General features: G+C 63.5%; 22 protein-coding genes. 10 read left to right on the forward strand and 12 right to left on the reverse strand.

What is annotated here, in order from left to right:
- From dnaQ to AC0L2O_RS26195, 4 genes are all read right to left on the reverse strand, one after another.
- Positions 1 to 505 (reverse strand): DNA polymerase III subunit epsilon (gene dnaQ, locus AC0L2O_RS26180; protein WP_473371750.1); only part of this gene is annotated, 505 nt, incomplete at its 3' end.
- Between the two features lie 27 nt (positions 506 to 532).
- Positions 533 to 1132, reverse strand: a complete 600-nt coding sequence (gene coaE, locus AC0L2O_RS26185; protein WP_473371751.1) for a dephospho-CoA kinase — start codon at positions 1130 to 1132, stop codon at positions 533 to 535.
- A gap of 21 nt (positions 1133 to 1153) precedes the next feature.
- Positions 1154 to 1762 carry a Maf family nucleotide pyrophosphatase gene (locus AC0L2O_RS26190; protein ID WP_409191274.1) on the reverse strand — a complete coding sequence of 203 codons (609 nt, stop codon included), beginning with the start codon at positions 1760 to 1762 and terminating at the stop codon, positions 1154 to 1156.
- Between the two features lie 8 nt (positions 1763 to 1770).
- A complete protein-coding gene (locus AC0L2O_RS26195; protein WP_369720132.1) occupies positions 1771 to 2610 on the reverse strand; it encodes a pyruvate, water dikinase regulatory protein in 840 nt (279 codons plus the stop codon).
- Positions 2611 to 3133: 523 nt separating this feature from the next.
- Here AC0L2O_RS26195 and hemJ point away from each other — a divergent pair.
- The 7 genes from hemJ (at position 3134) to AC0L2O_RS26230 (ending at position 11535) form a co-directional block, all read left to right on the forward strand.
- Positions 3134 to 3556, forward strand: a complete 423-nt coding sequence (gene hemJ, locus AC0L2O_RS26200; RefSeq protein WP_473371797.1) for a protoporphyrinogen oxidase HemJ — start codon at positions 3134 to 3136, stop codon at positions 3554 to 3556.
- Positions 3557 to 3802: 246 nt separating this feature from the next.
- Complete coding sequence (rho, locus tag AC0L2O_RS26205) at positions 3803 to 5068, forward strand: transcription termination factor Rho (RefSeq protein ID WP_369720129.1); 1266 nt, start codon at positions 3803 to 3805, stop codon at positions 5066 to 5068.
- A 319-nt stretch (positions 5069 to 5387) separates the two neighbouring features.
- Entirely contained in the window at positions 5388 to 6719 is a 1332-nt protein-coding gene (gene mnmE / locus AC0L2O_RS26210) for a tRNA uridine-5-carboxymethylaminomethyl(34) synthesis GTPase MnmE (RefSeq protein ID WP_473371752.1), read from the forward strand.
- A gap of 237 nt (positions 6720 to 6956) precedes the next feature.
- Positions 6957 to 8837 (forward strand): tRNA uridine-5-carboxymethylaminomethyl(34) synthesis enzyme MnmG, encoded by a 1881-nt coding sequence (mnmG, locus tag AC0L2O_RS26215; RefSeq protein WP_473371753.1) that lies wholly within the window; start codon positions 6957 to 6959, stop codon positions 8835 to 8837.
- A 150-nt stretch (positions 8838 to 8987) separates the two neighbouring features.
- Entirely contained in the window at positions 8988 to 9617 is a 630-nt protein-coding gene (gene rsmG, locus AC0L2O_RS26220) for a 16S rRNA (guanine(527)-N(7))-methyltransferase RsmG (protein WP_369726581.1), read from the forward strand.
- A 30-nt stretch (positions 9618 to 9647) separates the two neighbouring features.
- Complete coding sequence (locus AC0L2O_RS26225) at positions 9648 to 10502, forward strand: ParA family protein (protein ID WP_369720126.1); 855 nt, start codon at positions 9648 to 9650, stop codon at positions 10500 to 10502.
- A 148-nt stretch (positions 10503 to 10650) separates the two neighbouring features.
- On the forward strand, positions 10651 to 11535 hold the full coding sequence (locus tag AC0L2O_RS26230; RefSeq protein ID WP_369720125.1) for a ParB/RepB/Spo0J family partition protein: 885 nt from the start codon (positions 10651 to 10653) through the stop codon (positions 11533 to 11535).
- Positions 11536 to 11810: 275 nt separating this feature from the next.
- Here AC0L2O_RS26230 and holA read toward each other — a convergent pair whose 3' ends face one another.
- The 4 genes from holA to AC0L2O_RS26250 form a co-directional block, all read right to left on the reverse strand.
- The gene (gene holA / locus AC0L2O_RS26235) at positions 11811 to 12839 is read right to left on the reverse strand and encodes a DNA polymerase III subunit delta (protein ID WP_473371754.1); all 1029 of its coding nucleotides are present in this window, start codon (positions 12837 to 12839) and stop codon (positions 11811 to 11813) included.
- 27 nt (positions 12840 to 12866) lie between these two features.
- Positions 12867 to 13418, reverse strand: coding sequence for an LPS assembly lipoprotein LptE (gene lptE / locus AC0L2O_RS26240; protein ID WP_369720123.1), 552 nt, complete (start codon positions 13416 to 13418; stop codon positions 12867 to 12869).
- Positions 13405 to 16041 carry a leucine--tRNA ligase gene (gene leuS / locus AC0L2O_RS26245; RefSeq protein ID WP_473371755.1) on the reverse strand — a complete coding sequence of 879 codons (2637 nt, stop codon included), beginning with the start codon at positions 16039 to 16041 and terminating at the stop codon, positions 13405 to 13407. Before leuS ends, lptE begins: the two co-directional genes overlap by 14 nt.
- A 160-nt stretch (positions 16042 to 16201) precedes the next feature.
- Positions 16202 to 17899 (reverse strand): diguanylate cyclase domain-containing protein, encoded by a 1698-nt coding sequence (locus AC0L2O_RS26250; protein ID WP_369720121.1) that lies wholly within the window; start codon positions 17897 to 17899, stop codon positions 16202 to 16204.
- Positions 17900 to 18007: 108 nt separating this feature from the next.
- On the opposite strand from AC0L2O_RS26250, the gene AC0L2O_RS26255 reads away from it, so the two are divergent.
- Positions 18008 to 18697, forward strand: coding sequence for a YggS family pyridoxal phosphate-dependent enzyme (locus AC0L2O_RS26255; protein ID WP_369720120.1), 690 nt, complete (start codon positions 18008 to 18010; stop codon positions 18695 to 18697).
- Between the two features lie 61 nt (positions 18698 to 18758).
- On the opposite strand, the gene AC0L2O_RS26260 is transcribed toward AC0L2O_RS26255, so the two are convergent.
- Positions 18759 to 19328: a L,D-transpeptidase family protein gene (locus tag AC0L2O_RS26260; protein ID WP_473371756.1), complete on the reverse strand. Its 570-nt coding sequence runs from the start codon at positions 19326 to 19328 to the stop codon at positions 18759 to 18761.
- Between the two features lie 204 nt (positions 19329 to 19532).
- Here AC0L2O_RS26260 and AC0L2O_RS26265 point away from each other — a divergent pair, with 204 nt between their 5' ends.
- Together AC0L2O_RS26265 and AC0L2O_RS26270 are read left to right on the forward strand one after the other, a co-directional pair.
- Positions 19533 to 20219, forward strand: a complete 687-nt coding sequence (locus AC0L2O_RS26265; RefSeq protein WP_007598630.1) for a response regulator transcription factor — start codon at positions 19533 to 19535, stop codon at positions 20217 to 20219.
- A 58-nt stretch (positions 20220 to 20277) separates the two neighbouring features.
- Positions 20278 to 20721 (forward strand): Crp/Fnr family transcriptional regulator, encoded by a 444-nt coding sequence (locus AC0L2O_RS26270; RefSeq protein ID WP_409191268.1) that lies wholly within the window; start codon positions 20278 to 20280, stop codon positions 20719 to 20721.
- A gap of 104 nt (positions 20722 to 20825) precedes the next feature.
- Here the strand turns inward: AC0L2O_RS26270 and xth are convergent, their stop codons facing one another.
- The 3 genes from xth to AC0L2O_RS26285 form a co-directional block, all read right to left on the reverse strand.
- Positions 20826 to 21641, reverse strand: coding sequence for an exodeoxyribonuclease III (gene xth, locus AC0L2O_RS26275; protein WP_369720117.1), 816 nt, complete (start codon positions 21639 to 21641; stop codon positions 20826 to 20828).
- A gap of 197 nt (positions 21642 to 21838) precedes the next feature.
- Complete coding sequence (locus AC0L2O_RS26280) at positions 21839 to 22594, reverse strand: outer-membrane lipoprotein carrier protein LolA (RefSeq protein ID WP_369726580.1); 756 nt, start codon at positions 22592 to 22594, stop codon at positions 21839 to 21841.
- A 152-nt stretch (positions 22595 to 22746) separates the two neighbouring features.
- Complete coding sequence (locus AC0L2O_RS26285; protein WP_473371757.1) at positions 22747 to 25212, reverse strand: DNA translocase FtsK; 2466 nt, start codon at positions 25210 to 25212, stop codon at positions 22747 to 22749.
- Between the last annotated feature and the right edge of the window lie 2 nt (positions 25213 to 25214).

Consider the following 25214-nt stretch of genomic DNA (forward strand, 5'->3'; position numbering starts at 1 on the left):
CCCCGATCAGATCGATATAGACCTCGGCGAGCAGCTCGGCGTCGAGCAACGCGCCATGCTTGGTGCGGTGTGAATTGTCGATGGCATAACGCGAGCAGAGATCGTCGAGCCGGTTGGACACACCGGGATGCTTGCGCCGCGCCAGCAGCAGCGTGTCGACCAGCCGCTCGCGCGGGACAGCCGCGCGTTTGATGCGGTCGAGCTCGGCATTGATGAAGCTGATGTCGAACGAGGCGTTGTGGATCACCAGCGGCGCATCGCCGATGAACTCCAGAAACTCGTCGACGATCTCGTGGAACAGCGGCTTGGTCGCCAGAAATTCGGCCGACAACCCGTGCACGGCGAACGCTTCCGCCGGCATGTCCCTTTCGGGATTGATGTAGACATGGAAGCTCTGGCCGGTCGGCATGCGATTGTAGATCTCGACGCAGCCGATTTCGACCAGGCGATCGCCGCGCAGGGGATCGAGGCCGGTGGTTTCGGTGTCGAGAACGATTTCGCGCATCAGATTGGGCCGGGGTGAGACGGCGAATCAGGCTCGCCGCTGCGGCATCTTAGCGACCTCGGCCAGAATGTGCGCGATTTGAGCACGCACCGGCTCCAGTCCGTGCGACGTATCCACCACGAAATCGGCGCGCTTGCGTTTTTCGGCGTCAGGCATCTGCTTGGCGATGATGGCGTCGAGTTTCGCCGCGTCCATGGTGCCGCGCGCCAGCACGCGCTCGCGCTGGAGTTCCGCAGAGGTCGACACCACGACGACGGCATCGACCCGCTTCTCGCCACCGGTCTCGAACAGCAACGGAATGTCCAGGACCACCACTGGCGCGTTGGCTGCTTCCGCATCGGCAAAGAATTTTTGCCGGGAAGCACCGAGCATGGGATGGACGATCTGCTCGAGCTGCTTGATGGCAGCGGGATCGTGCACCACGCGCGCTGACAGCTTGGTGCGATCGACCTTGCCCTCGGACGTTGTTCCGGGGAAAGCGGCCTCGATCGCCGGCGCAGCCTCCCCCTCATAGAGTTGATGGACCGCGGCATCGGCGTCGTAAACGGGGACGCCGGCCTCCGCGAACAATTTCGCGGTGGTGGATTTGCCCATCCCGATCGAACCGGTCAGTCCCAGGATCCGCATCAGCTCACGCCATCCTCGCCATCACACCGCAACTAGCCGCTCGCGCCGCAGGAACGCAAGCAGCGGCAGCAGCGGCAGGCCGAGAACGGTGAAGTGGTCGCCTTCCACACGTTCGAACAAGTGGATGCCCAGGCCCTCGAGCTGATAGGCGCCGACGCTTGACGTCACGGCATCGCCGGCCGCGTCGAGATAGGCTGAAAGCTCCGCCTCGGTCATCTGCCGCATGGTCATGCGCGCCACCGAGACATCCTCAAAAATGATCTTACCGTCGCGCACTACACTAACCGCGGAATTCAGTTCATGTGTCTGCCCGGCGAGATCGCGCAGTTGCGCCATCGCCTGGGGACGGCCCGCGGGCTTGTTGAAGAGATGCTCGCCAAGCGCCAGCGTCTGATCGGCACCGATCACGTAGCTTCCGGGATGATGTGCCGAGATGGCCTTGGCCTTTTCGCGGGCCAGCAGCAGGGCGATCTCGCGCGGATTCGACAGCTTTGAAGCAGCCTGAATGCTGCGCTCGTCGATGTCTGCCGTGATCGCCTTGAACTCCAACCCGGCGTTGGCCAGCAACATTTTTCGCGCGCTGCTTTGCGAGGCCAGGATCAACGGAGTTTCGCCGCGCCAGAGACTCATGGGCGAAACTAGTCCGATGGCCGGTTGCGTTGGCGATCGCTGTAGAGCTTCATGATCGCCGCGGCGGTTTCCTCGATCGAGCGCCGCGTGACGTCCAGCAGCGGCCAATCGTGCTTGGCACTCAGCTTGCGCGCAAACGCGACCTCCTCGGCGACGGCTTGCCTGTCGGTATAGGTGTCGCTGCTGGAATCGGCGCCCATCGAGAGCAGGCGATTCTGGCGGACCTGGATCAGGCGCTCCGGCGTCGCATGCAGGCTGACGACCAGCGGCCGGGTCAGCGTCTCCAACTGCGCCGGCACGGGAATGCCCGGCACCAGCGGCACATTGGCCGTGCGAATGCCGCGGTTGGCGAGATAGATCGACGTTGGCGTCTTCGAGGTGCGGGAGACACCGACGAGCACAACATCCGCGTCTTCGAGCCCCTCGACATGCTGACCGTCGTCATGGATCATGGTGTAGTTCAGCGCATCGATACGCTTGAAATATTCGGCGTTGAGGACGTGCTGGGCGCCGACGCGGCCGGTCGTGGCAGCCCCGAGATAAGCCTCGAACAATTGCATCACCGGCCCGATGATCGACAGGCTCGGAACGTTGATTCCCTTGCACTTGTCCTCGAGCCGCGCGACCAGGTCCTTTTCCAGCAGCGTGAACAGCACGATCCCCGGCGCTTCCTCGATCTCGTCGAGGACACGATCGAGCTGCTTCTGGCTGCGCACCAGCGGATAGACATGCTCGACCGGGGTCACGTTGGCATATTGCGCGGCGACCGCGCGGGCCACGGTGATCAGCGTCTCACCGGTGGAGTCGGAGACGAGGTGCAGATGAAAATAATTGTTCGAGGTCGGCACAAAAGCTCTTTGTATGAAGGCGGTGTGGTTTGTGGATTTCTGTGGACCTTAACCCCTTGGAAAGGGTTGCGCGACACTAAGGGCGGGACAAGTGCCAATTTTGTTCACACCACTGCCGGTCTGAACAAGTTCGGTGGCCGCCCAACGCGAAAATGGGATTGTGCGGACAACCCTCTTGATAAGCTGCCGAGCGCCGCGCGCAAGCCCTTGAGGCCGGATGACTTATCCAGTCAGCCGGGATCATCGCAGGACATGTTGATGGATGTGAACAAGCGCCGGTGAACGGGCGGAAGGCGTTGTGTGAGTCCTATTCACGGTCACACAGACTCAAACCTTAAGATTCTAAAAGTTTTAGGTAGAGGAGAGCCGAGACCGCGGATATGTGTGTGCACCCGCATTTATGAATGAATTCTTACCGATTGCGTTCCATCCACCGATTGGTGAGACCGGAGCGTTTTCGAGCTAAGTGGATCTCCTTCGCGCAAGAAAACCCGTCAAAAAATACCAAAGAAGGCTTTCCGGCATGTACGTATGGATCAAGGCGCTGCACGTGATCGCCGTCATCTCCTGGATGGCCGGCATGCTCTATCTGCCGCGGCTGTTCGTCTATCACTGCGAGGCCGAGATAGGCTCGAAGCAGTCGGAGACGTTCAAGGTCATGGAACGCCGGCTGTTCAAGGCGATCATCAACCCGGCCATGATCGTCACCTGGCTCGCCGGGCTCTACCTCGCCTGGTCGGGCCATTGGTTTGCGTCCGGCTGGCTGCATGTAAAATTGGCACTGGTTTTGGCGATGTCGGCGGTCCACGGCTTTTTTTCGCGCTGGCTGAAAGACTTCGCCGCCGACCGGCGCCCCCGCAGTCAGAAATTCTATCGTATTATCAACGAAGTACCGACTGTCCTGATGATTCTCATCGTCGTGATGGTGATCGTGAAGCCGTTCTAGGCAAAGATCGTGGATGTTCGCTCAGCGCTTCGGCTTGCGGAGTGGGAAGCGATTTTCTATATTGAGGCTATCCCACCCAACGCAGGCGGATGTGGTTGTGTCTGAGCTTCTTGAAGGCCGGACACCGCATCAGGTTTGAAGCCTCACCGGCACTCTCCTTGCCAGACCTGCGGACCTTACCTTCTCGCGTCCGCATCTCAGAGCCTCCTCGCACCCCTCCCCAGGTTACCCCACAGGACCACCCCAATGCGGGAAATTAAACTCCAGGACCTCAAGTCGAAGACGCCGGCCGAGCTCGTCTCGTTCGCGGAAGAGAATGGGGTCGAGAATGCCAGCACCATGCGTAAGCAGGAGCTGCTGTTCGCCATCCTCAAGCAGCTTGCGCTCGCGGAAACCGACATCGTCGGTGAGGGCGTCGTCGAGGTGCTCTCCGACGGCTTCGGCTTCTTGCGCTCGCCGGACGCGAATTATTTGCCGGGCCCGGACGACATCTACGTTTCGCCCTCGCAGATCCGCCGCTTCGGCCTGCGCACCGGCGACACCATCGAAGGCCATATTCGCAGCCCGAAAGAGGGCGAACGCTATTTTGCGCTGCTCAAGGTCAACACGCTCAATTTCGAGGATCCGGAAAAGGCCAAGCACAAGGTCAATTTCGACAACCTCACGCCGTTGTTTCCGAACCAGCGTTTCCGCATGGAGATCGACGATCCGACGCGAAAAGACCTTTCTGCAAGGGTGATCGACATCGTCGCGCCGATCGGAAAGGGCCAACGCGCGCTGATCGTGGCGCCGCCGCGCACCGGCAAGACCGTGCTGATGCAGAACATCGCGCATTCGATCGCGCACAATCACCCCGAATGCTATCTGATCGTGCTGCTGATTGACGAACGTCCGGAAGAAGTCACGGACATGCAGCGCTCGGTGAAGGGCGAGGTGGTGTCTTCAACCTTCGACGAACCGGCAGTGCGCCACGTTCAGGTCGCCGAGATGGTGATCGAAAAAGCAAAACGCCTGGTCGAGCATGGCCGCGACGTCGTCATCCTGCTCGACTCCATCACGCGTCTCGGCCGTGCCTACAACACCGTGGTGCCGTCATCCGGCAAGGTGCTGACCGGCGGTGTCGATGCCAATGCGCTGCAGCGGCCGAAGCGTTTCTTCGGTGCCGCGCGCAACATCGAGGAGGGCGGCTCGCTCACCATCATCGCGACCGCGCTGGTCGATACCGGCAGCCGCATGGACGAAGTCATCTTCGAAGAGTTCAAGGGCACCGGTAACTCGGAGCTGATCCTGGACCGCAAGGTCTCAGACAAGCGGACCTTCCCGGCGATCGACATCTCCCGCTCCGGCACCCGCAAGGAAGAGCTCATCACCGATCCGCAGGTCCTCAAGAAGATGTACGTGCTGCGGCGCATCCTGAACCCGATGGGAACGATGGATGGGATCGACTTCCTGCTCGACAAGCTGCGTTCGACCAAGAGCAATTCCGAGTTCTTCGACTCGATGAACACCTGAGCCCGGGTGCAGCAAGGAATTGGAGGGCGCTTTCGGGCGCCCTTTTCTTTTTGTGCGGCTATGCTGCAGCAAAGCGCAGCATAGCCGACGGGATTGAGGGTAGGTTTTTATACGGGATAATCGATTGATTCTGCTACTAAATGCTGAGAATCGATCGAACGCGACCGGCTGACGTGGCGAATTATTGCAGCAGAATACTGCTTTTAATGTTGCATCGCAATATAAGCCATTTGCTGCAGTCCATCCTGCAGCAAGGGAAGCAGCATGGCCGCGCCGAAACGGAAATTTGCCTTTTCGCGGACAGCCGGACAAATAGGCCATGCATCCGCGAGACCAGACCATCTTTGCATTGTCGTCCGGCCGGCCGCCGAGCGCGATTGCGGTCGTTCGGGTTTCGGGACCGCAAGCCGGGCCAGTGTTGAGCGTGCTGGCGGGGAGGCTGCCGGCGCCGAGACAGGCGAGCCGGCGGCTGCTCCGAGACGCGGCTGGCCGGCCGATCGACGATTCGGTCGTGCTGTGGTTTCCGGGGCCGGCGAGCGCGACCGGCGAAGACGTCGCCGAATTTCATGTCCACGGTGGACGCGCGGTGCTGGCGGCGCTCCTGGCCGCGATTTCCGTAATTCCGAATACGCGGGCGGCCGAACCCGGTGAATTCACGCGGCGCGCCTTCGAGAACGGCAAGCTCGATCTCACCGAAGCCGAGGGCCTCGACGATCTCATCCACGCCGACACCGACCGCCAGCGCCGCCAGGCGCTGCGTCAGTTGCAGGGGCTGCTCGGCAATCGCGCGCGCGACTGGCGCGAGCGCATCATCGAGGCCTCCGCGCTGATCGAAGCCGGCATTGATTTCTCGGACGAGGGCGATGTGCCGGCCGAGCTGAGGGCGCCGGCGGTAAAGGCGATCAAGGCGTTGCAGGATGAAATCGCAGAAGTCCTTGCGGCACAGGGACATTCGGAACGTCTGCGGGACGGCCTGGTGGTTGCGATCGCCGGGCCGCCGAATGTCGGCAAGTCGACGCTGATCAATCAGCTCGCGCGCCGCGAGGTTGCGATCGTCTCGCCGCACGCCGGCACCACGCGCGATGTGATCGAGGTGCAGCTTGATCTCGATGGCTATCCGGTCACGGTGATCGACACCGCCGGCATTCGCGAGACCGACGATCCGGTGGAGCAGGAGGGCGTGCGCCGGGCGAGGGCACGGGCGGCCGATGCCGATCTCGTGCTGTGGCTGACAAGTCCTGAGGCAACAGCGGAGGAGAAGACGACGGGGACGGCACCGGTGTGGACCGTCCGGAACAAGATCGACCTCACGGAGGGTGTCTCGGCTGCCGGGCCGAGCGCGGACAAGACCTTCGCGATCTCGGCCAGCCGGGGCGACGGATTGCCGGAGCTAATCAATTCCATGGTGGGGTTCGCAGCCGAGTTCTTTGGAACCAGCGAGGGCGCCTTGGTGACCCGGATACGGCAGCGCGATCTGTTGCACCAGGCGTCGGACAGCTTGCGCCGAAGTCTGGAGCTTGTAGAAGAGGGCGAGGAGCTGGCCGCCGAAGAGCTGCGCACCGCCGCTTATGCCTTGGGCCGGCTGCTGGGCCGGGTCGACGTCGAGGACGTTCTTGGGGCCATTTTCCAGAAGTTCTGCATAGGGAAGTAGGTCTAGTTCTTCATTCTAGAACTATTTCTTGTTCCAGTTCTTGCTGTTTTCACGTGAAACAAACCTGCCCGTAGGGCTGAGTGTTTCACGTGAAACGCAACGATTTTAAGTCTTGGCTACTGTGCATGGGGTTGTTTTCGCGAAAAGTGTTCGAAGCCCTGAGCCGGTTTCACGTGAAACAGCAGGCTGCCTGAGTTTCCACTTCCGGCTTTTTCCTCTCTGAGTTAGAAGTCGCCCATGCGAACAGAGCGCGAGAGCTTCGACGTCATCGTTATCGGGGGCGGTCATGCCGGCTGCGAAGCCGCGGCTGCGGCCGCTCGGATGGGCGCGATCACCGCCCTGGTGACGCACCGCTTTTCGACGGTCGGTGCGATGTCCTGCAACCCGGCGATCGGCGGTCTCGGCAAGGGTCATCTGGTGCGCGAGGTCGATGCGCTGGATGGTTTGATGGGGCGAGTGGCGGACGCCGGTGGCATCCAGTTTCGCGTCCTCAATCGCCGTAAGGGCCCGGCTGTCCGTGGTCCGCGCGCTCAGGCTGACCGGAAACTCTATGCTGCAGCGATGCAAGCCGCGATCCGCGGCACCGAAGGTCTTTCGGTGATCGAAGGCGAGGCCGACGAACTGATCGTCGCGGGGGGCCGGGTCACTGGCCTGCGCCTGGCCGATGGCCGAGAGTTCGGAGCAGGGGCCGTCGTCATCACCACCGGCACCTTCCTGCGCGGTTTGATCCATCTCGGTGAGAAGAATTGGCCGGCCGGCCGGGTCGGCGAGGCCCCAGCCATGGGCCTTTCGAGCTCCTTCGAGCGCGCCGGATTTGTCCTTGGACGGCTGAAGACCGGCACGCCGCCGCGCCTCGATGGCACCACGATCGACTGGTCGGCGGTCGAAATGCAGCCCGGGGATGAGCCGCCGGAGCCGTTTTCGGTGATGACCGAGCGGATCACGACGCCGCAGATTCAGTGCGGGATCACCCGCACCACCTCTGCAACGCACGACGTGATCCGGGCCAATGTGCATCGCTCGCCGATGTATTCGGGCCAGATCAAAAGCTCTGGGCCGCGCTATTGTCCCTCGATCGAGGACAAAATCGTCCGTTTCGGCGACCGCGACGGCCACCAGATCTTTCTGGAGCCGGAAGGGCTCGACGACAGCACGGTCTATCCCAACGGCATCTCCACCTCGCTGCCGGAGGAGGTCCAGCTCGCGATCCTCGCCACCATTCCGGGGCTGGAGCGGGTCAAGATGGTCAGGCCAGGCTATGCCATCGAATACGACCATATCGATCCCCGCGAGCTCGACCCGACCCTTCAGACCAAGCGGTTGCGCGGCCTGTTCCTGGCTGGCCAGATCAACGGCACCACCGGATATGAGGAAGCCGCGGGCCAGGGCATTGTCGCCGGGCTCAACGCGGCACTATCCGCCAGTGGCGCTGCGCTGACGGTGTTCGACCGGGCAGATGGCTATCTCGGGGTGATGATCGACGACCTCGTCACCCGCGGGATCAGCGAACCCTATCGGATGTTCACGTCGCGCGCCGAGTACCGCCTCACCCTGCGGGCGGATAATGCCGACCAGCGCCTGACCGCGAAGGGCATCGCCCTCGGATGTGTCGGCGGCGCCCGGACGCAGCATCATCGCGCCAAGATGGACGCTTTGAATGCGGCGCGGACGCTGTCGAAATCCCTGACGATTACCCCGAATGAAGCGATCAAGCACGGGCTGTCGCTGAACCGGGACGGACAGCGCCGGTCGGCCTTTGAACTGATGGCCTATCCTGACGTCGGCTGGAGCCAGGTCCGCGCGATCTGGCCGGAGCTGTCGAGCATCGATCCCGTGATCGCGACCCATCTCGAGATCGACGCCAAATACGACGTCTATCTGGAGCGGCAAAGCGCCGACGTTGAAGCCTTCCGGCGGGACGAGGGGCTGGTGCTGTCCGATGTCGACTTCCAGCTGGTGCCGGGCCTCTCCAATGAGGTTCGTGCCAAGCTCGAGAAAGCACGGCCGTTCACTGTCGGCCAAGCCGGCCGCATCGACGGCATGACGCCGGCGGCACTCGGCATCCTCGCGGCCTACCTTCGCCGTGAAGCACGGAAGACCTCCAGAGCAATCGCATAGGCCTTTCACGTGAAACAGCGCGGACCGGGCGGGGACAAACCGCTATCCCGACGACCCGGAACAGGTGAGGGCGCTGGTCGATCCGAACCGGCACCGACCAGGCCGAAGATCGACAAGGCCAGCGCCAACGATCGGGCGCTCGATTCCACTATCGCCGCCGACAAGCGAGAGGCATTGAGGCTCGCCCCCGTTTCACATGAAACGGAAAATAGGCTCGATCGCTACATCGCGCTGCTGCGGGCGTGGCAGGCCAAGACCAATCTGGTCGCGCCCTCGACCCTGCCGCATCTCTGGACCCGGCACATCGCCGACTCGCTCCAGCTCGTGGACTTGGCGCCGTCCGCAAAGCGCTGGGCCGACCTCGGAAGCGGCGGCGGCTTTCCTGGCGTGGTATTGGCCTGTGCCGTGGCCGGGACGCCGGGCGCGAGCGTCCATCTCGTCGAGCGAATCGCCAAGAAGGCTGCCTTTCTGCGCGAAGCCATCCGCGTCACCACATCTCCCGGAGTCGTACATCTCGCCGAGATCGGGGATAATGTGGATAGAATCACTGGCCCGGTCGATTGCGTCACCGCGCGCGCGCTGGCTCCGCTACATCAACTGATCGGCTTTGCGGAGCCGCTGATGCGCCAAGGGGCGAAAGCGCTGTTCCTCAAGGGACAAGATGTAGAGGCTGAATTGACCGAAGCCGCTAAATATTGGAATATTCAGCCCCAGCTCCATCAAAGTCGGACGGGTGATGGCTGGATCGTTGAACTCGATACCGTCGAACGGCGCAGCTGAGACGTTCAGGGACTGACTGGGGGATGTGCGATGACCGTGATTGACGAACCGCAGCAAGAACAGACCGTGGCGGTGCCCCAGGGTCACCCGCGCATCCTGGCGCTGGCGAATCAAAAGGGCGGTGTGGGCAAAACAACCACCGCGATCAATCTCGGCACGGCGCTCGCAGCGATTGGCGAGCGCGTCCTGATCGTCGATCTCGATCCGCAGGGCAATGCTTCGACCGGGCTTGGCATCGATCGCCGCAACCGCTCCTGCTCGACTTACGACGTTCTGGTGGGCGAGGCGAGCCTGCGCGAAGCGGTGGTGTCGACTGCCGTGCCGCGGCTGCATATCGCGCCTTCGACGATGGATCTGTCCGGCCTCGAGCTCGAGCTCGGCACCACGCCCGGTCGTGCGTACAAGCTGCGCGACGCGATCAGCGCACTCAACAACAACGTCTCGCCCGATGCCGATTACACCTACGTGCTGATCGACTGTCCGCCCTCGCTCAACTTGATCACTGTGAACGCGATGGCAGCTTCCGACGCGATCCTGGTGCCATTGCAATGCGAGTTCTTCGCGCTCGAAGGCCTGTCGCAATTGCTGCAGACGGTAGAGCAGGTGCGCTCGACGCTCAATCCGAACCTGTCGATCCACGGCATCGTGCTGACCATGTTCGACTCGCGCAACAACCTCTCGAACCAGGTCGTCGCCGACGTCAGGCAATTCATGGGCGAGAAGGTCTACAAGACCATGATCCCGCGCAACGTGCGCATCTCCGAAGCGCCGTCCTACGGCAAGCCGGTGCTGGTCTACGATCTCAAATGCGTCGGCAGCGAAGCATATCTGCGGCTCGCCACCGAAGTGATCCAGCGCGAGCGCGAGCTGCGTACGACACATTGACGACGACGTAGGGTGGGTTAGCCGAAGGCGTAACCCACCACGTCTGCGGCCTCGAACAAACCAATGGTGGGTTACGCTGCGCTAACCCACCCTACGATTCGAAATTCAGTTCTGGAGTGTTGCCAAAGTGAATCCAAGGGAGCTGGCGATGGCCGACGAAGCGCGTTCGCGACTGGGCCGGGGTCTTGCGAGTCTGATCGGTGATGTTGGCGGCGAGGCGCAGCATGTCGATCGTCCGCGCGCGCAGCGCAAGGTGCCGATCGAATTCATCAAGCCCAATCCGCGCAATCCGCGCCGCGCCTTTTCGGAAACCGAGCTCAAGGAGCTCTCCGACTCCATCAAGCAGCACGGCGTGATCCAGCCGATCGTGGTGCGTCCGGTGAAAGGCGTGCAGGATCGCTTTGAGATCATCGCCGGCGAGCGGCGCTGGCGCGCCTCGCAAATGGCCGGCCTGCACGACGTGCCGATCGTCCCCGTCGACATCAGCGACAGCGATGCGCTGGAGTTCGCGATCGTCGAGAACGTGCAGCGCGAAGATCTCAACCCGATGGAAGAGGCGCTGGGCTACCACGCGCTCGCCGACGAGTTCAAACGCAGCCAGGACGAGATCGCGAAAGTCGTCGGCAAGAGTCGTAGCCACGTCGCCAACATGATGCGGCTGACAAAGCTGCCTGCCGAGGTGCAGGGCTTGATCGCGAACGGCCAGCTGACGGCCGGCCATGCCCGTGCGCTGATCGGCGTGCCCGATCCGCTCGCGGCCGCCAAGCGCATTGTCGAAGAGGGCCTCAACGTCCGCCAGACCGAGGCGCTCGCCCATGAAGAGGGCGTGCCGGAGCGCAAGCCGCAGAAGGCGCGCGCCGGTGCCAAGGAGAAAGACCCCGATACGGTCGACCTCGAGAAGCGCGTCAGCGACGCGCTGGGCCTCAAGGTCACCGTCAGCCATCGCGACCCCGGCGGCTCCGTTCAGATCAACTACCGCAACCTCGATCAGCTCGACGAGGTGATGAAGCGGCTCGCCAAAGGCGCGCTCTGATCATCGGTGTCGTCCCGGCGAAGGCCGGGACCCATACTGCGTGATCCATCGATTGCGGAAGCCCGCAGTACCGAAAGACGAGCCTTCGTCAAAGCTTCTCCCTGTGGTTATGGGTCCCGGCCTTCGCCGGGACGACCTTGGTGAGAGCTTGGCGCGCCGCCTCTACACCGTCATTGCGAGCGCAGCGAAGCAATCCAGAATCTTTCCGCGGAGAGACTCTGGATTGCTTCGTCGCAAGGGCTCCTCGCAATGACGGGGAGAAAGCGCGATCCTGATTAGCCCCGTCGCTTCGCATTCGCGGCGATCGCCATCAGCGTACGCTGGGCGATGGCCGAGGCGAGGGTGGATTGCTTGCGGGTGTCGAGCGCGGCGGTCGCAAGTTGCTCGATGATTCCTGCGAGCCGCGTTACGCTGAAATTGCGCAGCGCGGTTTCGACCGCGGGCTTTCTTGAAAAATGCAGCCGCGGAAATCCGCCATCGAGCACCGCGGAGGCCGGCGTGCCGTCGGCAATCGCGAGCGCGGATTTGTGCAGCCACGCGGCCTGGCGCTGCGCCGCGGAGATGATGACCCCGGGATAGGTGCCGGCGATCATGGCTTTTGCGAATTCGGTTTCGACGATGTCAGGCCGGCCGGCGAAGGCGCCGTCGACGATCGGATCGAGTTTCAACTCGGAGGCATCGGCGACGACGGCCATCACGTCGTCCAGCGTGATCTCGCCCTTGCCATGGGCGTAGAGCGTGAGCTTGCGCAGTTCGTTGCGCGAGGCCTGGCGGTCGCCGCCGAGGAACGACATCAGCGCGGCGCGGGCATCCTGCGCGATGCGCAGATTGCCGATGCGGAGCTCGTCGTCGATCAGCTTGGCGAGGTCGCGCTCGGTGTCGGGATAACAGGCGATCGCCACGGCCGTCTTGGCCCGCTCACAGGCCTTGCGCAGCGGCGACTCGGCGCGGAGTTCGCCGGCCTCGATCACGATACGGCAATCCTTCACCGGCATCTCGGCCAGCGTGTCGATGCCGCTGGCGAAGCTGCGCGAGCCGGCGCGCACGCGGATGGCGCGGCGGCCGCCGAACAGCGGCACGGTCATGGCCTCGTCGACCAGGCGCGACGGCTCGGCCGAAAGCTCGTCGCCGTCGAGCTTGACCAGCGAGAAGGGGTCGTTCGGATCATCGACGGCTGAGGCGATCAGCGCATCGGCGCGTTCGCGCACGAGGCCGGCATCAGGACCATAGAGCAGGATGATCGGGCGGCCCGCGTCGGGGCGGGCGAGGAAGGCGTCGATCTCTTTTCCGCGCAGTGCGACCATGACCTAGATCGTCATGCCAGGAGCAACCTAAGTGCCTGCGGTGAAGAACGAGGCGAGCCGGGTGTTGATGTTCTCGGCGATCTCGTTGGCGGCACGATCCTCGGCATCACGCACCGCGCGGTTGCGGGAGAAGCGCTGATAGGAGCCGGGCATGTCGTAGGACACGCGCGAGAAGGTCGTCCCGGTCATCACCGACTTGCCGGTCGCGACCTCGATCAGATTGTACTGGCAGTCGATGCCGTAATTCTCGCTGCTCGGCAGGCCGGTATTGGGATCGATCATCAGGGAGGACTTGCTGCTGGTGAAGCGGATGTCCAGTCGGTGCGTCGGCGGCATGCCGGTGGCCGAGCCGTAGAGTTTGAACGCCAGCGCGTTGCGGACTTCGACTCCGACCCGGGCCTCGCGAGAGGCGTTCGGCTTCGAGATCGGCGGGAGATCCACCCCCATCAGCTTCTCGCGCAGGCCGGGGGTGCCGTCGGTATGCTCGGCATACATCGGTTGGAAGCACCCAGCCGTCAGCGCCGCCAATGCGGCAACCGCCAGCAAACGGGCTGCGATGCGGATCCTAGCCGACAACATTCACGATCCTCTTGGGGACGATGATCACCTTGCGGACGGGCTTGCCGTCCAGGGCCAGTTTTACCGCATCGAGCGCCAAAACGGCAGCCTCGATTTCCGGATTTTGGGCCGCTGTTGCAACCGTGACCTCACCCCGCTTCTTGCCGTTGACCTGGACCACCAGGGTCACGGCGTCTTCAACCAGCAAATCGCGTTCGATTTGCGGCCAATTGGCCTCGGAAACCAGCCCGTCATGGCCCAGGAGCTGCCAGCACTCCTCGGCCAGATGCGGCATCATCGGGGAGAACAGCTGGACCAGGATCTGGCCGGCCTCGCGGATCGCCCAAGCCAAATCTGGAGCAAGGCCGGGGGATGGCTGGCCGGCGCGCTGGAGCGTCTCGGACAGGGCGTTGGCGAATTCGCGGATATGGGCGAGGCAGACGTTGAAATGCAGCCGCTCGATGCCGGTCGTGACCTTGTCCAGCGCGCCATGGGCGGCCTTGCGCAAGGCGGTGGCGTCGGGGCCGAACGAGGCCGGCCGCGCTGCGGGCGCGGTCTTGCCAAGCTCCACGGAGTCGTTCAGGAGCCGCCACAGCCGCTGCAGGAAGCGCGAGGCGCCCTGGACGCGCTCGTCGCTCCAGATCACGTCGCGATCGGGCGGCGAGTCCGACAGCATGAACCAGCGCGCGACATCGGCGCCGTAGGTCTCGATGATGTCGTCGGGGTCGACCGTGTTCTTCTTCGACTTCGACATCTTCTCGATCGGACCGATCGTGATGTCCTCGCCGGTCGCCATCAGAACCGCGCGCCTACCGTTACCACCGACCTCGATCTTGACCTCGGCCGGTTGCACATAGGCGCCGTCGGCCTTTTGGTAGGTCTCGTGCACCACCATGCCCTGGGTGAACATGCCGGCGAACGGCTCGTCCATGGCGATGTGGCCGGTCGCCTTCATCGCGCGGACGAAGAAGCGGCTGTAGAGCAGATGCAGGATGGCGTGCTCGACGCCGCCGATATACTGGTCGACCGGCATCATCCGGTTGACGATCGCGGGGGTCGTCGGGGCGTTCTCGTTCCAGGGATCGGTGAAGCGCGCAAAATACCAGGACGAGTCCACGAAGGTGTCCATGGTATCGGTTTCGCGGCTCGCCTTGCCGCCGCATTGCGGGCAGGTGACGTGCTTCCAGGTCGGGTGATGGTCGAGCGCATTGCCCGGCTTGTCGAAGGTCGCGTCATCCGGCAGCTTGACCGGCAAGTCCGCGTCCGGCACCGGCACGACGTCGCATTTCGGGCAATGGATGATAGGGATCGGGCAACCCCAATAGCGCTGCCGCGAAATGCCCCAGTCGCGCAGCCGGAAATTGACCTGACGCTCGCCGACCGGCGCATTGCCGCGCAGCTCGTTTTCAAGGCGTTTTGCGACTTCGTCCTTGGCTTGCTCGATGGTCATCCCGTCGAGGAAGCGGGAATTGATCATGCGGCCGTCACCGTCATAGGCGGTGTCGGTGATGACAAAGGCCTTGGGATCCTGGCCCTCGGGGCACACCACCGGCGTGTTGCCGAGATTGTACTTGTTGACGAAGTCGAGGTCGCGCTGGTCATGCGCCGGGCAGCCGAAGATCGCGCCGGTGCCGTATTCCATCAGCACGAAGTTCGCGACATAGACCGGCAGCTTCCAGCTGGAATCGAACGGGTGCAGCGCGCGGATGCCGGTGTCAAAACCCTGCTTTTCCGCGGTGTCGATGATCTCCTGCGCGGTGCCCATCTTCTTGATGTCGGCGATGAACTCCGCGAGCTTCGGGTTTTTGGCGGCGGCCGCCTGCGCCAGCGGATGATCCGCCGAGATCGCCATGAACTTTGCACCGAACAGCGTGTCCGGCCGCGTCGTGAAGATCTTCAGCTCGCTCTCGCCCGCGGGGGTGGTCGCCTGATCCAGCGTGAAGCGGACCAGCAGGCCCTCGGAGCGGCCGATCCAGTTGCGCTGCATCAGCCGCACCTTGTCGGGCCAGTGGTCCAGACCGTCCAGCGCGTCGAGCAGCTCCTGCGAGTACTTCGTGATCTTGAAGACCCACTGGTTCATTTCCCGCTGTTCGACAACGGCTCCCGAACGCCAGCCGCGGCCGTCGATCACCTGCTCGTTGGCGAGCACGGTCATGTCGACCGGATCCCAGTTCACCTTGCGCTTCTCGCGCTCGGCGAGACCGGCGCGCAGGAAGTCCAGAAACAGCTTCTGCTGGTGCTTGTAATAGGAGGGATCGCAGGTCGCGATCTCGCGGCTCCAGTCCAGCGACAGCCCGATCGAGCGGAGCTGCTTCTTCATCGCGGCGATGTTGTCGTAGGTCCAGGCCTTTGGCGCGACCTTGCGCTCGATCGCGGCGTTCTCGGCCGGCAGCCCGAACGCGTCCCAGCCCATCGGGTGCAGCACGTTAAAACCCTTGGCGCGCATGAAGCGGGCCAGCACGTCGCCGAGCGTGTAATTGCGGACATGGCCGATATGGATGCGCCCGGACGGATAGGGGAACATCTCCAGCACGTAGTATTTCGGCCGCGGATCGTCGTTCTTGGAGACGAAGATCGCCTGCTCGTCCCATTGGCGTTGCCAGCGCGGTTCGGCGTCGCGGGCGTTATAGCGTTCGGAGGTCATGGAATCGTTGGGCTTTTCGTGAGTTCGGGCCGGCTAAAGAGGCCGGACTAGGCCATAAAAGCCTACAACGGGTCAATGGCTTGCCGCGCGTCAGGAACCGACCGCCCGCGTCATCTCGGCAAGTGCGGTCGCCGCAATCGCGTCATGGCTGCCGGGCCGGCTAGCCCGCCATCGCGATCTCGCCCGTGGCGCCCTCGATCCGCAAAATGCCGTGTTGGACGACATTGTTGCGGCCGCGGTGCTTGGCGGCGTAGAGCGCCGCGTCGGCGGCTTCGATCAGATCGCCCGGACGCAAGGTCTCGTTGGGCCGCGTCGCGGCCACGCCGATCGAGACCGTGACGATCATGTGAGCGGACGTGATGTGGGGCAGGCAGAGCTTCAGCACGGCCGCGCGCACCAGCTCGCCGATCTCGACCGCGCGCATCACGTCGGTGTTGGGCAGCAACAGGCAGAATTCTTCGCCGCCGTAACGCGCGGCAAAGCCCATGGTGTCGGCGGCGATGCCGGACAGCGACTCGCCGAGCCGGGTCAGGCAAGAGTCGCCCTCGAGATGGCCATAGGTGTCGTTGAACAGCTTGAAATGGTCGACGTCGATCATCAGCAGCGCGAGCTCGCTGCCATATTGCTGCGCGCGCATCCATTCGAAGTCGAGACGACTCTGAAAGCCGCGGCGATTGGCGAGCCCCGACAGCATGTCGATCGAGGCCATCACGGTCAGCCGGTCGTTGCTCGCGATCAACTCGCGCTCGCGCTGGCTGAGCTGCGCGGCCATGGCGTTGAACGCGCGCGCCAGCGGCACGAATTCGGATGGCAGGCGATTGCGCGCCGCGCGCGCCGACAGGTCGCCCTCGCCAAGGCGCTTGGCCATGTCCGCCAGCATCTCGATCGGGTTGATCACCAGCTTCTCGGCGGCGATCAGCGCACCGAGCAGCACGAACATCACGACGAAGGCAAGCTGGAGATAGGCGGTGCGGATATCGCGGCTGACCGCCGCAGACACCTTGTCCTCGTCGATGCTGGCGATCAGGCGGGCATTGGTGCCGGCAATGCGGGTGAAGCTGACCGCGCGCTGCGAGCCGTCGGCGGCGAGGAACGACAGCGAGCCCTCGTCCTGGTCCGAACGGAGCGCCATGTCGGCAATCGCCGCCATCAGCGGCATGTTGTCGAGCGGACGTCCGACTGCGCTGCGCTGATCGGCGGGCGCAGCCAGCACGGTGCCGGCGCTGTCGACCAGCACCGCCGTGATGCCGGGACGGCCGCCAAGATTGTTCATGACCTTCGACATCCAGTCGAGATTGACGGTCGCGAGCACGACGGCGTCAGCGACGCCGCTGAACGCAGAGACCGGATACACCGCCATCACAGTCGGCGACGGCACCGGCTGCGACATGATGAAGTCCGACAGCACGAAGCGGCCGGTCTCCTGCGCCTGCTGGAAATAGGGGCGCTCGCTGAGGTCGAGGCCGACATACATATTGTTGGTCGCGCACTGGATGCGGCCGTCCTGGCCGGCGATCAAGAGCGTGCGGATCCAGGGAAGGCTCGTCGGCAGGCTGGCGCGCAGCACGTCGCAGCTTTTGCTGACACCGCCGGCGGAGGCGCGGATAAAGGCTTCCGATTTCAGGATGGTCTCGACCGACGAGATCACTTCGCGCTGCGCATCGGCGCTATGCCTCGCCACGGTGGTGAATTCGGTCGTGGCCTGCGCGATCTGTTTGGTACGCGTGTCCTCGAGCGAACGGATCCGCTCGAGCATCAAGGGAGCGACCAGAATCACCGCGAGCAACGCAAGCCGCGCCCGGATTCCGAGGACCTGCTTGAGTTTTGCTCGCTTGCGGTTGAAACTGACGTTTGCCATCTTCGCTGCCCACCCCAATCGGCAAGGTAAAGCGAAGGGTTCAAAAACCCTTTCTTGAACTCGGTAAAATTGGAACTAACTCCGTCACTCCTGCAGCCGATCGATGTGATGACAGAAGCCAACGCCGCGCCGGTAACCGGCCATTCACCAAACGCGCTCGCCGCCGTCGAGGCGGAAATCGCGCGTGCCTGCAAGGACGCGCGGCGCGAGCGCGCCTCGGTCACGCTGATCGCGGTATCCAAGACCTTTGCCGCGGATGCAATTATCCCCGTCATCGGCGCCGGACAGCGCGTATTCGGCGAGAATCGCGTGCAGGAGACCAAAGGCAAATGGCCGCAGTTAACCTCTGTTTACCCCGGTATCGCGCTGCATCTGATCGGGCCGCTGCAATCGAACAAGGCGAAAGAGGCGGTGGCGCTGTTCGACGCCATCCATTCGGTTGACCGTCCGAGCATTTGCCAGGCGTTAGCCAAGGAAATCGAATCCCAGAAAAAGCACCCGCAATTGTTCGTCCAGATCAACACCGGTGAGGAGCCGCAGAAGGCCGGCATCGCGCCGGGTGAGGCCGATGCCTTCCTCGCGAGCTGCCGCGACACCTATGGGCTGACGATCTCCGGGCTGATGTGCATCCCACCGGTGGACGAGCCGCCGGCGGCGCATTTCGCGCTCACCGCCAAGATCGCCGCGCGCAACGGACTGAGTAATCTGTCGATGGGCATGAGCGCGGACTATGCCACCGCCATCATGCTCGGCGCCACGCATGTCCGCGTGGGCAGCGCGATCTTCGGGCACAGGTAATAGTCGTCAGCGACGGCCGGGAGCCATACGAACTCGCAATGACGCCTGGAGAGATACGTCCTCACCCGATGATGATGCGTGTTCGTGGTCCCAATCGCCGCAGCAATTGCAGCATCGCTGATTTCGTCATGGAGACACAGCCTGCGGTTGGCGCAAAATTGTCGCGGACCAGGTGCAAAAACACCGCGCTGCCGCGGCCGGCGATGCGTGGCCGCCTGTTGTGGTCGATCTCGATGATGAAATCATAGAGATGGTCGGTGCGCTTGAGCCGGTCGCCGCCCTGCCCGCTTCCGCGCCGGATCCACTGGTTGTAGTGGCGGTCGCCGGGGTCCTCGCACCAGGCATCCGCGCCGGTGATGATCCGGGCCGGCAGAAATGTTTGCGGCCGGCTGTGGCGGTCGCCCCGCCACCACAATTGCCGCGGCCGGTAGCTGCCTCTGGGGGTGCCGCCATCGCCCTCGCGCTTGTTGGCCAAAATGCCGCCGCGCCCCAGCGCCACTGGGATCGTCAGTGGTCCGGCGGTGAGCCAGCCCCGGCGCGGATTGCCGGCCGCGGCCTTAACGCGGATCGCCGCCAGCGGGCCGAAGCGCCGCCTTTGAATGTAACCGCTTGAATTAGCTTTGTTTTTCATGTGAAAGCGCAGTGTCGAATTCATTACAGGACATTCATCAAACCGCCCTGCTATTCTGGGTTAAAGTAATTCCAGCTTGTGAATCGGTAACAGCCCACTACTTCAACACGAACAACAATAAAAATAGCGACCCCAAAAACTTCCCACTACGGTTGAGTGCGGCATGTATGCGCGCCGAGCCGGACCCCAAAAGGATGACCCCCTATGGCCAATGCCCGCAAGATCCTGATCGTGGATGACGATACCGATCTGCGCGATACGTTGGTGGAGCAATTATCGCTACACGAAGAATTTGAAGCCTCGGCCGTGGATACCGGCGCCAAGGGTGCGAGCGCCGCAAAGGCCAACGCCCCCGATCTGGTGCTGATGGACGTCGGCCTCCCCGACACCGATGGCCGCGAGGTGGTCCGCTCCCTGCGCAAGGGCGGCTTCAAGGCGCCGATCATCATGCTCACCGGGCATGACACCGATTCCGACACGATTTTGGGCCTGGAATCCGGCGCCAACGACTACGTGGCAAAACCCTTCCGCTTTGCCGTGCTGCTGGCCCGCATCCGCGCCCAGCTGCGCCAGCACGAGGCCAGCGAGGACGCGGTGTTCTCGGTCGGGCCCTATTCTTTCCGTCCCGGCTCCAAGATGCTGACCGCGGCCAATGCCCGCAAGGTCCGGCTGACGGAGAAAGAGACGGCGATCCTGCGCTTCCTCTACCGGGCCGGCCAGATGCCGGTCTCGCGCGAGACCCTGCTGCAGGAGGTGTGGGGCTACAATTCCGGCGTCACCACCCACACGCTGGAAACCCACATCTACCGACTCCGCCAGAAGATCGAGAAGGACGCCGCCAATCCGGAAATCCTGGTGACGGAAGCCGGTGGCTACAAGCTGGTGCCGTGATACGCTTGATGGGCGTGCGAATCGTTTGAGATCGCGCGCCCTTGAGCCTCGGACCTGAATGTCAATCGACGACGACGTAGCGCTGCTCGAGCGTGTCCCGACACTGCGCCTGTTGGGAGACGCCTCGCTGCGCATGCTGGCGATCGGCTCCGAGCAGCGTGACTTCGTCCGCGGCGACGTCCTGTTCAATCTCGGTGACGATGCCGATGCCGGCTTCGTGGTCCAGCGCGGCGCCTTTCGCGTCGATGACGGTGCCGGCGCCGAGATGATCGCGGGGCCCGGCACGCTGATCGGCGAGCTCGCGCTGGTCGTTCCGATGAAGCGGCCCTCGGGCGCGGTCGCGCTGGAGCATTCCTCGGTCATCCGCGTGGCGCGCAGCCTGTTTCAGCGCGTGCTCGAAAGCGATCCCGCCGCCGCGCTCCGGCTTCGGGACGAATTCGCGATCCGCTCCAGCCAGATCGCCAGCGACATATTGATGGCGGGCAGCAAGCTCAGCACGTGAGCTGTCGTAGCCCGGATGGAGCGTAGCGCAATCCGGGATTCGCGCCTCCGGAAATACCGCCCCGGATTTCGCTGCGCTGCATCCGGGCTACAGGCACGGCGAGATCACACCTCCAGCGTCACCGTCACCGGAACATGGTCCGACGGCCGCTCCCAACTGCGGGCGTCGCGCAAGATCGTGAAATCGCTGACCGCGTCTTTCAGCGCGCGCGACACCCAGATGTGGTCGAGCCTGCGGCCGCGGTCGCCGACGGTCCAGTCGGCGGAGCGATAGCTCCACCAGGTATAGACTTTTTCCGACATCGCAATGCGTTCGCGTGCGACGTCGATCCATTCGCCCGCGTTCAGCGCGGCGTTGAGCTTCTCGGTTTCGACCGGCGTGTGCGACACCACCTTCAACAGCTGCTTGTGCGACCACACGTCGTTCTCGTGCGGCGCGACGTTGAGGTCGCCGACCAGGATGTGCCGGTCATCGCCGCGCGGATGCAGCGGTTCGCAGGCCGTCATCTCGTCGAGGAAGCGAAGCTTGTGGTCGAATTTTTCGTTCAGCGCCGGATCGGGAATGTCGCCGCCCGCGGGCACGTAGAAATTATGCACCACCAGCGGCTTTGCGATTTGCGCCTTCTCGCCAAACGACACCGAGATGTGGCGTGAATCAATCTTGTCGCAGAAGGTGCGGATGTCCTTGGACTCGAACGGAATCCTGGAGACGATGGCGACGCCGTGATAGCCCTTCTGCCCGTTCAGCGCGACGTGCTCATAGCCGAGCCGCTTGAAGCGCTTCAGCGGGAAGGCGTCGTCGATGCACTTGGTCTCCTGCAGACACAGCACGTCCGGCCGCGCGCTCTTGAGAAACTTCGCGACCAGATCGATGCGCAGCCGCACCGAATTGATGTTCCAGGTTGTCAGGGAAAGACGCATGAGAATTGCGTCTTAGCATGGATTGGCGTGAGCGAAATGCTTGTCCACAGCGGCAGAATTGCAGGGTGGGCAAAGCGACTTGTCCGCCGTAGCTCGGAGAGCGAAGGCGGAAGCGTGCCCACCATGCTGACCACGAGGAGGAAAGATGGTGGGCACGGCGTAAGCGCGCCTTTGCCCACCCTACGGCGATCGGGCGCTCAGCCCGGTGACGGTATATTGTAATTGGTGAAGTCGATCTTGAACATATTGGGATCGAGCTTCTTGCCCGCATCGAGATTATAGACCGCAATCGTGGTGTCGTAACCTTGCGGGTCGGTGACGGTCCATTGCTTCAGCTGGCCGTCCTTGGCGCCGATCATGAGCATGAGGCGGCTGGTACCGACGAGGGCCTGCTTCTCTTCGATCGTAACGCTGACAAAGACGTCGTCGGCGGTGACGTTGACGACGTTGGTGTCCTTCATCAGGTCGATGCGGTCCGACAGCAGGAAACGCAACGGCGTCTGCGACAGCGGATAGACGTCCTGCGTGGCGAGCTTGCGGTCGCGCACCACGACCGACGAGCCGTCGGCGACGATGTCGATCGGGCTCGGCGGGTCATATTCGAAGCGCACCTTGCCCGGCTTCTGGATGTAGAAATCGCCTTGCGTCTTGCTGCCGTCCGGACCGACCTGGACGAAGTTTCCGGCCAGCGTCGAGAGCGACGACAGATACGCGCTGACCTTGGCGGCCTGCGCCTTCTGGTTAGCATCGAAGGTCTGGAAGATGCTGCTCGGCACGTTGCGGCGCGGATCCGGAATCACCGGATTCGGCGGTGCCTGGGTCGCACCCGTCGTCGACGGTCCCGCCGACGCAGCGCTATCGCGGCCTTTCGGTGCCGGCTTCGGCACCGGCACGGTCTGCGCGAACGAGGCTGCGGTCACCATGGCTGCGGTGACGAGAAGCACGCCGGCCACGCGCGCGCTTCGCGCAGCGATGGCGGCAGTGAATTGAATCTCGGGATGTCTGATCAACGCGTCGTCCTGTGTGGCTGGGCGTCGTTTTAGCGTGATTTCGGGCAAAAGCAGATAACGTTTTTGCGTGAAACAGTGTTTTGAGGCGGTCCGCCTCACATGTGGCTGTCTTCTTCCTCGACCAGGATCTCGCGCTTGCCGGCGTGGTTGGCGGGTCCGACAATGCCTTCCAGTTCCATGCGCTCCATCAGCGATGCGGCGCGGTTGTAGCCGATTTGCAGGCGGCGCTGGATGTAGCTGGTCGAGGCCTTGCGGTCGCGTTTGACGATGGCAACGGCCTGCGAGAACAGATCGCCGCCGCCATCGGCGCCCATGGCGGAAGCGTCGAACACCGCGCCATCCTCGTCCTCGCTGGGCTCTTCGGCCGTGACCGCCTCGAGATATTCCGGCTGGCCCTGGGTCTTGAGGTGGCGCACCACCTTCTCGACTTCCTCGTCCGACGCGAAAGGTCCGTGCACGCGGCTGATGCGGCCGCCGCCGGCCATGTAGAGCATGTCGCCCTGGCCGAGCAGTTGTTCGGCACCCATTTCGCCGAGAATGGTGCGGCTGTCGATCTTGGATGTGACCTGGAACGCGATGCGGGTCGGAAAGTTCGCCTTGATGGTGCCGGTGATGACGTCGACCGACGGACGCTGGGTGGCGAGGATCACGTGCAGGCCGGCAGCGCGCGCCATCTGGGCCAGCCGTTGCACCGCGCCTTCGATGTCCTTGCCCGCAACCATCATCAGGTCGGCCATTTCGTCGACGATGATGACGATGTAGGGCAGCGGCTCCAGCGAGAGCTTTTCTTCCTCGTAGATCGCCTTGCCGGTTTCCTTGTCGAAGCCGGTGTGCACCGTGCGCGTCGGTTCTTCGCCCTTGGCTTTCATTTCGAGCAGGCGCGCATTGTAGCCGTCGATGTTGCGGACACCGAGCTTGGCCATGTTCTTGTAGCGCTCCTCCATCTCGCGCACGGCCCATTTCAGTGCGACCACCGCCTTCTTCGGATCGGTGACGACGGGGGTGAGCAGATGCGGGATGCCGTCATAGACGGACAGTTCGAGCATCTTCGGGTCGACCATGATCAACCGGCACTGGTCGGGACGCAGCCGGTAGACCAGACTGAGAATCATGGTGTTGATCGCGACCGATTTGCCGGAGCCGGTGGTGCCCGCGATCAGCATGTGCGGCGTGCGCGCGAGATCGATGATGACGGGATCGCCGCCGATGGTCTTGCCGAGGCAGAGCGGCAGCTTGGCGACCGTGTCCACGGTCTCCTTGGCGACCAGCAGCTCGCGCAGATAGACCTTTTCGCGATGGGCGTTCGGCAGTTCGATACCGATGGCGTTGCGGCCGGGGACGACGGCGACGCGCGCCGACAGCGCGCTCATCGAGCGGGCGATGTCGTCGGACAATCCAATCACGCGCGACGATTTGATGCCGGGTGCGGGCTCAAGTTCGTACAACGTGACGACGGGGCCGGGATTGGACTTCACGATCTCGCCGCGCACGCCGAAATCCTGCAGCACGCCTTCGAGCGCGCGCGAATTGGCCTCCAGCTCGGCCTTGCTGAGCGGCTGGCGATCGCCGGCCTTGGGCGCGGCCAGCACGGACACGGACGGCAGCTCGAACTTGTCGGAGGATTTCTTGGGCGCAGCCTTCGGTGCGGCCTTCTTGCGCGGTGCGCGCGCGGCCGGCACCTCCTCTTCCTCCTCTTCGTCTTCGTGCTCGTCCTCGTAATCCTCGTCCTCGGACGGCGGCGAGATCGAAGGCGCTGCGCGGCCGCCGAGATTGGGTTCCTGCCGGTTGAACGCAACCGCCTTCGCCTTCGGCGCGCTCGAGACCAGCGCGCGATAGGCGGTGCCGAGCAGCCAGATCAGCCGCGCCTTGGTGCTCATCAGCGCATGGAACAGCCAGCCCAGCGACACCGAGCCGCGATCGTTGTCTTCGTCTTCGTCGAGCGGCGTATCCTCGTCCTCGAGCGAGGCGAGCTCTTCGTCGTGCTCGCGCGCGCCGAGGCCGCAGGCGATCAGGAAAGTCACGGCCAGCGCGCCGAACAGGATGACACCCAGGATGATGCGGTAGATCGCGCCGGGCGGTCCGAAGATCACCGCGGGCGCGCGCACCAGCGCATCGCCGACCACGCCGCCGAGCCCGGTCGGCAGCGGCCAGGCGCCGCCATGCGGCCAGCAGCTGACAAAGCCGGCCGCGATCACCGTGCAGAGAATCCAGCAGCCGAGCCGCAGCGCTTCGCGGTCGAACGGCCGGTGGGTCATCATGCGCCAGCCCCACACCGCGACGGTCAGGATCAGCATGATCGCGCCGAGCCCGAGGATTTGCATCGCGAGGTCGGCACCGATCGCGCCGGCATAGCCCAGAATATTGCGGATCGGCCGCGAGGTGGCGTGGCTGAGGCTCGGATCCTGCACCGACCAGGTCATCAGCGCGGCAGACGCTGTACCCGATAGCGCGATCAGCCCGAGGCCGGTGAGCTCGCGCACGCGGCGGCTCAGCGCCTCGCGGATCGATGGCGGCAGATGGCCAACCATGGGAATGACGCGTTCGATTGTCGACATGCTCATGG

Source organism: Bradyrhizobium sp. Kon10, from assembly GCF_055807395.1.